This window comes from Pseudomonas sp. SP16.1, assembly GCF_052682975.1.
The window spans coordinates 3,840,453-3,852,111 of record NZ_JBQYFZ010000001.1 but is presented as its reverse complement, the minus strand read 5'-3'; the positions used below and the strand labels follow the sequence as shown (position 1 = coordinate 3,852,111).

Below are 11,659 nucleotides of genomic sequence, written 5' to 3'. Positions count from 1 at the left end.
CCAGACATCCGCATCGAGCGAGCCATGCGCCTGACACCTTCCCCCTTGCCGTTGACCCTGCACAGTGCCGAACAGGTGCGCGCGCTGGACGCCCGGCTGATCGCCGCCGGCATCCCCGGCTTCGAGCTGATGCAGCGCGCGGCCCATGCCGCCTGGCGGGCACTGCGCCGGCGCTGGCCGGAGGCCGGCGAGATCAGCGTGCTGACCGGGCGCGGCAACAACGCCGGCGATGGCTACCTGATCGCCGCGCTGGCCCGGCGCGCCGGCTGGCGCGTGCGCGTGCTGGCGCTGGGCGAGCCGGCGGCGCTGGGCGGCGATGCCGCGCTGGCCCATGCCGAGGCGCTGGCCGCTGGCGTGGAAATCCGTCCCTGGAGCGAATGCGCGCCGCTCGCTGGCGTGCTGGTCGACGCCCTGCTCGGCACCGGGCTGACCGGCGCGGTGCGCGAGCCCTACGCCCAGGCCATCCGCCTGCTCAATGCCAGCGGTCTGCCGGTGCTGGCGGTGGACATCCCTTCCGGTCTTCACGCCGACACTGGCGCGCAGCTCGGCGTGGCGGTGCGCGCCGAACTGACGGTGACCTTTATCGGGCTCAAGCTGGGGCTGTTGACCGGCGTCGGTCCCGCGTTGTGCGGCGAGCTGCAGTTCGACGATCTGCAGGCCGATGTCCAGCTTCTCGCCCAGGCCCCGAGCGCTGCGCTGCGCCTGGATATGGCCAATCTGCCGCGCCTGGCGCCGCGTTCGCCGACGGCGCACAAGGGCCAGTTCGGCCATCTGCTGGTGGTCGGCGGCGACCTGGGCATGGGCGGCGCCGCGCTGCTCAGCGCCGACAGCGCTCTGCGCGCCGGCGCCGGCCTGGTCTCGTTGGCCACGCGCGAGGAGCATGTGGTCGCCGCGCTGGTGCGTCGCCCGGAGGTGATGTGCGCCGGCCTGGCCTCGGCCAACCAGCTGCTGCCGTTGCTCGAGCGCGCCGATGTCTGCGTGGCCGGTCCCGGGCTCGGCCAGGGCGCATGGGGGCGCGGCCTGCTGTCGGCCGCTGCCGCCGCCGAGCGGCCTCAGGTGTGGGACGCCGATGCGCTCAATCTGCTGGCCGCCGGTCGGGTCGCCGCGCCGAGTCTTGGCGTGCTCACCCCGCATCCGGGTGAGGCGGCGCGCCTGCTGGGGAGGAGCACGGCCGAGGTGCAGGCGGACCGGCCGGCGGCGGCGCACGCCCTGGCGCAGCGCTTTGGCCTGGTGGTGGTGCTCAAGGGCGCCGGCAGCCTGATCGCGGCGCCGGACGGGCGTCTGGCGCTGTGCGACCGCGGCCACCCGGCGATGGCCGGCGCCGGTCTCGGCGATGTCCTGGCCGGCCTGCTCGGCGCGCTGCTGGCGCAGGGCCTGGCGCCGTTCGAGGCGGCCTGCCTGGCGGTCTGGCTGCATGCACGGGCGGGGGAGGCGCTCGCCGAGCAGGGGCGCGGACTGGCCGCCGGCGATCTACCCCCTGCCATTCGTCTGTTACTGGAGGAGTTGTGTCCTTGTCTGAATTGAGACTGGAGGCCGCCGACGAGGCGGCGATGCTGGCCCTCGGCGCGCGGCTCGCCGAGGCCAGCGGCGGCGCCGGCATCATCTACCTGCACGGCGATCTGGGCGCCGGCAAGACCACCCTGTCGCGCGGCATCCTGCGCGGCCTGGGCCATGCCGGGGCGGTCAAGAGCCCGACCTTCACCCTGGTCGAACCCTACGAGATCGGCGCCGTGCGCGCCTTCCATTTCGACCTGTATCGCCTGGTCGACCCGGAGGAGCTGGAGTTTCTCGGCATCCGCGACTACTTCGAGGGCGATGCCTTGTGTCTGATCGAATGGCCGGAGCGCGGCGCCGGCGTTTTGCCAAAGCCTGACCTGGACATTACCATTACCCCCCAGGCGGGCGGCCGTTCGCTGTTGCTGCAAGGGCATGGGGCTCGAGGGGATGCCTGGTGCAAGGTCCTGGGCAGCAATGGATAGATAAGAATCGATGGGGTTGGGTATGCGCATAGGCGCGCTGGTTACCGCTGTGGGGGTATTGTGGGCGGCTCTGGCTGCCGAGGCGCTGGCCGCCTCGGATGTGCGCGGCGTGCGGCTGTGGCGGGCCCCGGACAACACCCGTCTGGTCTTCGACCTGTCCGGTCCGGTGCAGCACAGCGTGTTCACCCTGGCCGCGCCCGACCGCATCGTGATCGATGTCAGCGGCGCCAAGCTGGCGACCAATCTCGAGCAGCTGTCTCTGGGCAATACCCCGATCACCGGCGTGCGCTCGGCCCAGCGCAGCGCCGAAGAGTTGCGCGTGGTCATCGACCTGTCGGCCCCGGTGACGCCGAAGAGCTTCGCCCTGGCGCCCAACCAGCAGTACGGCCATCGCCTGGTGGTCGACCTGTTCGATCAGAACGGCAACGCCGCGGCGCCCACCCAGGCGCCCGGCGTCGCCGCCACCGCGCCTGCGGTTCCGGTCACCCCGACCCAGGCGCCGGCCAAGCTGACGCCAGTGCCGGGCGGCAAGCGCGACATCATCGTTGCCATCGACGCCGGCCACGGCGGCGAGGACCCGGGCGCACTGGCGCCGGTCAAGGGCCAGTACGAGAAGCATGTGACCCTGGCCATCGCCAAGGAGCTGCAACGGCAGATCAACGCCGAGAAGGGGTTTCGCGGCGAACTGGTGCGCACCGGCGACTACTTCATCCCGCTGCGCAAGCGCACCGAGATCGCCCGCAAGAAGGGTGCCGATCTGTTCGTCTCCATCCATGCCGACGCCGCGCCACGCGCCGCCGCCTTCGGCGCCTCGGTGTACGCCCTGTCCGAGCGCGGCGCCACCTCCGAAACCGCGCGCTGGCTGGCCGACGCCGAGAATCAGTCCGACCTGATCGGCGGTGCCGGTAACGTCAGCCTCGACGACAAGGACAAGATGCTCGCCGGTGTGCTGCTCGATCTGTCGATGACCGCCTCGCTGAGCTCCAGCCTCAACGTCGGGCAGAAGGTGCTGTCGAACATGGGTAGCATTACCCCGCTGCACAAGCGTCGCGTCGAGCAGGCCGGCTTCATGGTGCTCAAGTCTCCGGACATTCCGTCGATCCTGGTCGAGACCGGCTTCATCTCCAATCCCAACGAGGCGCGCAAGTTGCACAGCGCCAGTCATCAGCAGGCGCTGGCGCGTTCGATCCAGGCCGGCATCCGCCAGTTCTTCCGCGAGAACCCGCCGCCGGGCACCTACATCGCCTGGCTGCGTGACGAGGGCAAGATCGCCCCGGCTCCACGCGAGCACGTGGTCACGCGCGGCGAGAGCCTGGCGCTGATCGCCCAGCGCTACCAGATCAGTCTGGCCCTGCTGCGCAGCGCCAACCAACTCAGCAGCGACGTGATCAAGGTCGGCCAGACCCTGCAGATTCCCGCCACGGCACTGGCGGCCCAGTAGTGAGCGTTATGTCCCGTATTCACCTGCTCAGCCCGCGCCTGGCCAACCAGATCGCCGCCGGCGAAGTGGTCGAGCGCCCGGCCTCGGTGGCCAAGGAACTGCTGGAAAACAGCCTGGATTCCGGCGCCCGGCGCATCGACGTGGAGGTCGAACAGGGTGGCGTCAAGCTGCTCAAGGTGCGTGATGACGGCGGCGGCATCGCCCCCGACGACCTGCCACTGGCCCTGGCCCGCCACGCCACCAGCAAGATCCGCGAGCTGGAAGACCTCGAAGCCGTGCTCAGCATGGGCTTTCGCGGCGAGGCGCTGGCCTCGATCAGCTCGGTGTCGCGGCTGACCCTGACCTCGCGCACGGCCGATGCCGAACAGGCCTGGCAGGTGGAGACCGAAGGCCGCGACATGCAGCCGCGGGTGCAGCCGGCGGCGCACCCGGTCGGCACCTCGGTGGAAGTGCGCGACCTGTTCTTCAACACCCCGGCGCGGCGCAAGTTCCTGCGCGCGGAGAAGACCGAGTTCGACCACCTGCACGAGGTGATCAAGCGTCTCGCCCTGGCCCGTTTCGACGTGGCCTTCCACCTGCGTCACAACGGCAAGGGCGTGCTGGCGCTGCACGAGGCGAGGGACGAGATCAGCCGCGCGCGGCGCGTCGCCGCGGTGTGCGGGCCGGCCTTCCTCGAGCAGGCGTTGCCGATCGAGATCGAGCGCGGCGGCCTGCGTTTGTGGGGCTGGGTCGGCCTGCCGACCTTCTCGCGCAGTCAGGCCGACCTGCAGTACTTCTACGTCAACGGCCGCATGGTGCGCGACAAGCTGGTCGCCCACGCGGTGCGCCAGGCCTATCGCGACGTGCTGTTCAACGGCCGTCATCCGACCTTTGTGCTGTTCCTGGATATCGACCCGAGCACGGTGGACGTCAACGTGCACCCGACCAAGCACGAGGTGCGCTTTCGTGACAGCCGCATGGTCCACGACTTCCTCTACGGCACCCTGCATCGCGCCCTGGCCGACGTACGTCCCGAAGATCAGGTCGCCGCGCCGGCCGCCGTGACGTCCATGGTGCGCGCCACGGGGCTGGCCGCCGGCGAGTTCGGTCCGCAGGGCGAGATGGGCCTGGCCGCCAGCGTGCTGGAAGCTCCCCTGGCCAGTCCGCAGCCAGCCTGGCGCGGCGCAGGTGCCGGTTATCAACTGCCGGCCGGCAGCCCCGGCGTGCCGGCCGCCGAGGCGCAGGCCGCCTATCGCGAGTATTTCGCGCCGCTGCCCGGCGTCCAGTCACCGGCGCTGCCGCAGGAGCAGGGCGACGTGCCGCCGCTGGGCTATGCGGTGGCGCAGCTCAAGGGCGTCTATATCCTCGCCGAGAACGCCCAGGGCATGGTGGTGGTGGACATGCACGCGGCGCATGAGCGCATCACCTACGAACGGCTCAAGCAGGCCATGGCCAGCGAGGGCCTGCGCGGCCAGCCGCTGCTGGTACCGGAGTCCATCGCCCTCAGCCAGCGCGAGGCCGACTGCGCCGAGGAGCACGGCGAGTGGTTCCAGCGTCTGGGCTTCGAGTTGCAGCGCCTGGGCGAGGAAAGCCTGGCGATCCGCCAGATTCCGGCGCTGCTCAAGCAGGCCGAGGCCACCCAGCTGGTGCGCGACGTGCTCGCCGACCTGCTGGAGTACGGTACCAGCGACCGCATCCAGGCCCATCTCAACGAGCTGCTGGCGACCATGGCCTGCCATGGCGCGGTGCGTGCCAACCGGCGTCTGACCCTTCCCGAGATGAATGCCCTGCTGCGTGACATGGAGCAGACCGAGCGCAGTGGCCAGTGCAACCACGGCCGGCCGACCTGGACCCAGCTCGGCATGGACGACCTCGACAAACTGTTCCTGCGGGGGCGCTGAGTGGCCAATGCCCTTCCGCCGGCCATCTTCCTGATGGGGCCGACTGCCGCCGGCAAGACCGACCTGGCCCTGGAACTGGCCCGCGTGCTGCCGTGCGACCTGATCAGCGTCGACTCGGCGCTGGTCTACCGCGGCATGGATATCGGTACCGCCAAGCCAGACAAGACCGTTCTGGCGGAGTTTCCCCATGCCCTGATCGACATTCGCGATCCGTCCGAGAGCTATTCGGCGGCAGAGTTTCGCGCCGATGCCCTGGCGGCGATGGCCGAGAGCACCGCGCGCGGGCGCATCCCCCTGTTGGTCGGCGGCACCATGTTGTATTACAAGGCGTTGCTGGAGGGGCTCGCCGACATGCCCAGTGCCGACCCGGCACTGCGCGCCGAGTTGGAGGCGCGCGCCGCGGCCGAAGGCTGGGAAGCGCTGCACCGCGAGCTGGCCGCGGTCGATCCGCAGTCGGCGGCGCGCATTCATCCCAACGACCCGCAGCGCCTGATCCGGGCGCTGGAGGTCTATCGCGTCAGCGGTCTGAGCATGAGCGAGCATCGCCAACGACAGGCGGCGGGAAATCCGCGCGCGGGAGCGCCGGGCGGCGGACAACTGCCCTATACTGTTGCGCAGCTTGCTATCGCACCCATGCAGCGTCAGGTTCTGCATGCACGCATCGCCGAGCGATTTCAGGCGATGCTGGAACAGGGTTTCGTCGAAGAGGTCGAAGCCCTGCGCAGGCGAGGTGACTTGCATGCGGGATTGCCGTCTATACGGGCGGTGGGCTATCGCCAGGTCTGGGAATATCTCGACGGCGGGCTTTCCCGCGCGGAGATGGTCGAGCGCGGCATCATCGCGACTCGGCAGCTGGCCAAGCGTCAATTCACCTGGTTGCGTGGCTGGCATGATCTGCACTGGCTGGACAGTCTGGCCTGCGACAATCTGCCTCGCACCTTGAAATACCTGGCAAGCGTCTCCATATTGAGCTGAGACCTTGCCGCTGGCCGTCTATCCTTGGGGGTGGGGCGACCTGAAGCCATTGTTTACCGACTAAAAACTATTGAAATTTGATCCTCGAAAGGAGTGCGGCACATGTCAAAAGGGCATTCGCTACAAGACCCTTACCTGAATACCCTGCGTAAGGAACGCGTCCCTGTTTCCATCTATCTGGTCAACGGCATCAAACTGCAGGGCCAGATCGAATCGTTCGACCAGTTCGTCATCCTGCTGAAAAACACCGTCAGCCAGATGGTCTACAAACACGCCATTTCTACCGTCGTGCCCAGCCGCCCGGTCCGTCTGCCCAGCGCCGGCGATTCCGAACAGGGCGAAGCCGAGCCGGGTAACGCCTGATAGGGGGCTGCATTGTTCTTCGAGCGTCATGAGGGCGGTGAGCGGGCCATCCTGGTTCATCTGGACGGCCAAGACTCCGAGGCGAGCGAAGATCCCCAGGAGTTCCAGGAGTTGGCCATGTCGGCAGGAGCCGACATGGTCGGCTTCTTCAGCGTGCCCAGCAGTCGCCTGACCGCCAAGTACCTGATCGGCAGCGGCAAGGTCGAGGAACTGCGCGACCAGGTCAGGGCCATCGATGCCGATCTGGTGATCTTCAATCACACCCTGACGCCCAGCCAGGAGCGCAACCTCGAGCGTGCCTTCGAATGTCGCGTGCTCGATCGTACCGGGCTGATCCTCGATATCTTCGCCCAGCGCGCGCGCACCCATGAAGGCAAGCTGCAGGTCGAGCTGGCTCAGCTCGACCACATGAGTACGCGCCTGGTGCGTGGCTGGACTCACCTCGAGCGGCAGAAGGGCGGTATCGGTCTGCGTGGCCCGGGCGAAACCCAGCTGGAAACCGACCGCCGCCTGCTGCGGGTGCGCATCCGCCAGATCAAGCAGAAGCTGGAGAAGGTGCGCAGCCAGCGCGAGCAGGCGCGGCGTGGGCGCAAGCGCGCCGACATTCCTTCGGTGTCGCTGGTCGGCTACACCAACGCCGGCAAGTCCACGCTGTTCAATGCGCTGACCGCTTCTGAGGTGTATGCCGCCGATCAGCTGTTCGCCACCCTCGACCCGACCCTGCGCCGTCTCGAACTGGACGACCTCGGGCCGATCGTGCTGGCCGACACCGTGGGTTTCATTCGCCACCTGCCGCACAAGTTGGTCGAGGCCTTCCGCGCTACGCTGGAAGAGTCGAGCAACTCCGATCTGCTGCTGCACGTGATCGACGCCCACGAGCCCGAGCGTATGGCGCAGATCGAGCAGGTGCAGGCGGTGCTCAAGGAAATCGGCGCGCACGAGTTGCCGATGCTCGAGGTGTACAACAAGCTGGATTTGTTGGAAGGTGTCGAGCCGCAGATCCAGCGCGATGCCGACGGCAAGCCGCAGCGGGTCTGGTTGTCGGCGCGTGAGGGGCGTGGCCTGGAGTTGTTGCGCCAGGCCGTGGCCGAGTTGCTCGGCGATGACCTGTTCGTCGGCACCCTGCAGTTGCCGCAGCGTCTGGGGCGCTTGCGCGCACAGTTCTTCGCGCTCGGCGCGGTGCAGGAGGAGGGGCATGACGAGCAGGGGCGTAGCTTGTTGTCGGTGCGTCTGCCGCGCGTCGAATTGAACCGATTGGTCAGTCGCGAGGGGTTGGAGCCGCAGGCCTTCATCGAGCAACACACTTTGCAATAAAGCCCGCGGCGGCGGCTTTGCCGCCGTCATGAGGCATTGGGTAGCATTGGCGGGCGCGCCGTGGGTGCGCCTTCGCTTTATCAGTACGGAGAACGCTATGGCTTGGAATGAGCCGGGTGGCAACTCGAACAATCAAGACCCTTGGGGCGGCCGCAAAGGCGGTGGCCGGCAGGGCCCGCCGGATCTAGACGAAGCGTTCCGCAAGCTGCAAGAAAGCCTCAACGGGCTGTTCGGCGGCAAGAAGCGAGGTGACGACGATTCCGGCCGGGGTGGCGGTGGTGGCTTCGGCCTGCTGTTCGTCGGTCTCGGCCTGCTGGCGGTGATCTGGCTGTATAGCGCCATCTATGTGGTCGATGAGCAGGAGCAGGCGGTGGTGCTGCGCTTCGGCAAGTACCACGAAACCGTCGGTCCGGGTCTGAACATCTATTTCCCGCCGATCGACCGCAAGTTCCAGGAGAACGTCACTCGCGAGCGCGCCTACAGCAAGCAGGGGGCGATGCTCACCGAGGACGAGAACATCATCGAAGTGCCGCTGACCGTGCAGTACCGCATCAGCAACCTGCAGGACTTCGTGCTCAACGTCGACCAGCCGGAAGTCAGCCTGCAGCATGCGACCGACAGTGCCGTGCGTCACGTGGTGGGCTCCACCGAGATGGATCAGGTGCTGACCGAGGGTCGCGAGCTGATGGCCAGCGAGGTGCACGAGCGCCTGCAGCGCTTCCTCGACAACTACCGCACCGGCATCACCATCACCCAGGTGAACATCCAGAGCGCCGCGGCGCCGCGCGAGGTGCAGGAAGCCTTCGACGACGTGATCCGTGCCCGTGAAGATGAGCAGCGTGAGAAGAACCAGGCCGAGTCCTACGCCAACGGCGTGATCCCCGAAGCGCGCGGTCAGGCCCAGCGCATGCTGGAAGAAGCCAACGCTTACCGCGACGAAGTGATCGCTCGCGCCCAGGGTGAGGCGGATCGCTTCAGCAAGCTGGTCGCCGAGTACCGCAAGGCGCCGGAAGTCACTCGCGAGCGCCTCTATCTGGACACCATGCAGGAGCTGATGAGCAACACCAGCAAGGTGCTGGTCACCGGCGAGCAGGGGCAGAACAACCTGCTCTATCTGCCGCTGGACAAGATGATCGACAGTCGCAGCGGCGCTGCACCAAGCAGTATTAGTGGCGCTGGCAGCGTCGGTGCTGCGAGTGGTGCGTCGAACATACAGGTCTCGCCGCGCAATGATCGTTCTAGGGAGAGTCGTTGATGAGCAACAAGTCCCTGATCGGCCTGATTGCGGCCGTGGTTTTGGCCCTGGTGGCGTGGAACAGTTTCTATATCGTGGCGCAGACCGAGCGTGCGGTGCTGTTGCAGTTCGGTCGCGTGGTGCAGCCCGACGTGCAGCCTGGCCTGCATGTGAAGATCCCCTATGTGAACCAGGTGCGCATCTTCGATGGTCGTCTGCTGACCCTGGATTCGACGTCCTCGCGCTTCCTGACTCTGGAGAAGAAGGCGCTGATGGTCGATGCCTATGCCAAGTGGCGGGTGAAGGACGCCGAGCGTTTCTACCAGTCCACCTCCGGCATGAAGCAGGTGGCCGACGAGCGCCTGGCGCGTCGTCTGGAAGCTTCGCTGCGCGACCAGTTCGGTAAGCGGACCCTGCACGAATCGGTGTCCGGCGAGCGCGATGCGCTGATGGCCGACGTCACCGCGACTCTCAATCGCGCCGCCGAACGCGAGCTGGGTATCGAGGTCGTGGACGTGCGGGTCAAGGCCATCGACCTGCCGCGCGAGGTCAACCGCAGCGTGTTCGAGCGGATGAGCACCGAGCGTGAGCGCGAGGCGCGCGAGCACCGCGCCAAGGGCCGCGAGCTGGCCGAGGGCATCCGTGCCGATGCCGACCGTCAGCGCCGCGTGCTGTTGGCCGAAGCCTATCGCGAGGCCGAAGAGCTGCGCGGTGACGGCGACGCCGAGGCCGCCTCGATCTACGCCGAGGCCTATGGTCAGGATCAGGAGTTCTACTCCTTCTACCGCAGCCTGCGTGCCTACCGCGAAAGCTTCGCCGACAAGCGCGACGTACTGGTGCTCGACCCGGGCAGCGACTTTTTCCGTTATCTGGAAAAGGCCAAGCCCTGAGGGCAGCCGCAAGCGGCAAGTCGAAGCCTGGTGCTCACTTGTCGCTTGAAGCTTGTGGCTTGAAGCTTTTAGCGTGGTATCATGCGGCAGCCGGGAAAATCCCGGCTTTTTTGCGTCTGTGGGAATCATGTGGCAGGAACTCGGCATTGCCCTATGTCTGATGCTGGTGCTGGAAGGCATCCTGCCCTTCCTCTATCCGCGCCAGTGGCGCGGAGCGGTATTGCAGGCAGCCCGGCTGCCCGACCGCCGACTGCGTCTTATGGGGCTGGCCAGCATGCTGCTGGGTACGGCCCTTCTATATCTGCTTCACTGAAGGCTTGTGCCGCCCGGATCGAGAGGGGAATGGCGAAATGGCAACGGTAGACCGCTGGCTGCTGCCAGATGGCATCGAAGAAGTACTGCCGCCGGAAGCGGCGCGCATCGAGGCAGCCCGCCGTCAGGTGCTGGATCTGTTTCAACGCTGGGGTTACGAGTTCGTCGTCACCCCGCATATCGAGTACCTGGAATCCCTGCTGACCGGCGCCGGCCAGGATCTCGACCTGCGCACCTTCAAGGTCACCGATCCGCTGTCCGGTCGGCAGATGGGCTTTCGTGCCGACATAACGCCGCAGGTGGCGCGCATCGATGCACACACCCTGCGCCGCGAGGGGCCGAGCCGGCTGTGCTACGCCGGCAGCGTGGTGCATGCCCAGCCGCGTGCGCTGACCACCTCGCGCAGCCCGATCCAGCTCGGTGCCGAGCTCTACGGTGACGCCAGTCCGGCCAGCGATGTCGAGGTGATCAGCCTGCTGGTCGATATGCTCGAACTGGCCGCAGTGCCGGACGTGCACATGGACCTCGGCCATGTCGGCATCTACCGCGGCCTGGCGCGTGCCGCCGAATTGTCCGCGGAGGTCGAGCAGCAGCTGTTCGACGCGCTGCAGCGCAAGGCCATGGACGAGATCGCCGAGCTGACCGCCGGATTGCCGGCGGGGCTGGGGGGCATGTTGCGCGCCCTGGCCGAGCTATGTGGCGGCCGTGAGGTGCTGGATCTGGCCCAGGCTGCGCTGGTCGAGGCACCAGAGACGGTGCATGCCGCGCTGGACGAGCTGATGGCCATCGCCGATGCCCTGGAGCTGCGTTATCCCGGGTTGCCGCTGTATTTCGACCTGGGCGAGTTGCGCGGCTACAACTATCACACCGGTGTGGTGTTCGCCGCGTTCGTGCCCGGCGTCGGCCAGTCCATCGCCCAGGGCGGGCGCTACGACGACATCGGCGCCGATTTCGGCCGGGCGCGTCCGGCTACCGGCTTTTCCACCGACCTCAAGACCCTGGTCAGTCTCGGCGACATGCGCCTGGCAGAGCCGGCCGCCGGCGTCTGGGCGCCGGACAGTCACGACCTCTACCTATGGCAGGCCGTGCGTCGCCTGCGCGGCGAGGGCGAGCGTGTGGTGCAGGCGCTGCCCGGGCAGGGCGAGGCGGATGCGCGCGAGGCGGGCTGTGATCGCCTGCTGGCGCTGCGCGATGGACATTGGCAGGTGGCGCCGCTGGCGTCCTGAATTCATTTGCGCCGGCTCGCGGGCCGGCATCGAAGCTTGCGCGAA

General features: G+C 67.5%; 11 protein-coding genes. All 11 read left to right on the top strand.

Annotated elements, in window-relative coordinates; translation table 11 throughout:
* Positions 1 to 24: 24 nt before the first annotated feature.
* The 11 genes from ACUTAF_RS18310 (at position 25) to ACUTAF_RS18260 (ending at position 11,614) form a co-directional block, all read left to right on the top strand.
* Positions 25 to 1,524 (top strand): NAD(P)H-hydrate dehydratase, encoded by a 1,500-nt coding sequence (locus ACUTAF_RS18310; protein ID WP_445581299.1) that lies wholly within the window; start codon positions 25 to 27, stop codon positions 1,522 to 1,524.
* Positions 1,512 to 1,979: a tRNA (adenosine(37)-N6)-threonylcarbamoyltransferase complex ATPase subunit type 1 TsaE gene (gene tsaE / locus ACUTAF_RS18305; RefSeq protein WP_445581298.1), complete on the top strand. Its 468-nt coding sequence runs from the start codon at positions 1,512 to 1,514 to the stop codon at positions 1,977 to 1,979. Before ACUTAF_RS18310 ends, tsaE begins: the two co-directional genes overlap by 13 nt.
* A 10-nt stretch (positions 1,980 to 1,989) precedes the next feature.
* Positions 1,990 to 3,420: an N-acetylmuramoyl-L-alanine amidase gene (locus ACUTAF_RS18300; protein ID WP_445581297.1), complete on the top strand. Its 1,431-nt coding sequence runs from the start codon at positions 1,990 to 1,992 to the stop codon at positions 3,418 to 3,420.
* Positions 3,420 to 5,300: a DNA mismatch repair endonuclease MutL gene (mutL, locus tag ACUTAF_RS18295; protein ID WP_445581296.1), complete on the top strand. Its 1,881-nt coding sequence runs from the start codon at positions 3,420 to 3,422 to the stop codon at positions 5,298 to 5,300. Before ACUTAF_RS18300 ends, mutL begins: the two co-directional genes overlap by 1 nt.
* Before the next feature lie 33 nt (positions 5,301 to 5,333).
* Positions 5,334 to 6,275: a tRNA (adenosine(37)-N6)-dimethylallyltransferase MiaA gene (gene miaA, locus ACUTAF_RS18290; RefSeq protein WP_445582475.1), complete on the top strand. Its 942-nt coding sequence runs from the start codon at positions 5,334 to 5,336 to the stop codon at positions 6,273 to 6,275.
* A 102-nt stretch (positions 6,276 to 6,377) separates the two neighbouring features.
* The gene (hfq, locus tag ACUTAF_RS18285; protein ID WP_445581295.1) at positions 6,378 to 6,638 is read left to right on the top strand and encodes an RNA chaperone Hfq; all 261 of its coding nucleotides are present in this window, start codon (positions 6,378 to 6,380) and stop codon (positions 6,636 to 6,638) included.
* Positions 6,639 to 6,650: 12 nt separating this feature from the next.
* Complete coding sequence (gene hflX, locus ACUTAF_RS18280; RefSeq protein WP_445581294.1) at positions 6,651 to 7,952, top strand: ribosome rescue GTPase HflX; 1,302 nt, start codon at positions 6,651 to 6,653, stop codon at positions 7,950 to 7,952.
* 97 nt (positions 7,953 to 8,049) lie between these two features.
* A complete protein-coding gene (gene hflK / locus ACUTAF_RS18275; RefSeq protein WP_445581293.1) occupies positions 8,050 to 9,207 on the top strand; it encodes an FtsH protease activity modulator HflK in 1,158 nt (385 codons plus the stop codon).
* Positions 9,207 to 10,076 (top strand): protease modulator HflC, encoded by an 870-nt coding sequence (hflC, locus tag ACUTAF_RS18270; RefSeq protein ID WP_445581292.1) that lies wholly within the window; start codon positions 9,207 to 9,209, stop codon positions 10,074 to 10,076. Before hflK ends, hflC begins: the two co-directional genes overlap by 1 nt.
* A gap of 127 nt (positions 10,077 to 10,203) precedes the next feature.
* Positions 10,204 to 10,389 carry a DUF2065 domain-containing protein gene (locus tag ACUTAF_RS18265; RefSeq protein WP_021442385.1) on the top strand — a complete coding sequence of 62 codons (186 nt, stop codon included), beginning with the start codon at positions 10,204 to 10,206 and terminating at the stop codon, positions 10,387 to 10,389.
* Between the two features lie 37 nt (positions 10,390 to 10,426).
* The gene (locus ACUTAF_RS18260; protein WP_445581291.1) at positions 10,427 to 11,614 is read left to right on the top strand and encodes an ATP phosphoribosyltransferase regulatory subunit; all 1,188 of its coding nucleotides are present in this window, start codon (positions 10,427 to 10,429) and stop codon (positions 11,612 to 11,614) included.
* The last annotated feature ends 45 nt before the right edge of the window (positions 11,615 to 11,659 follow it).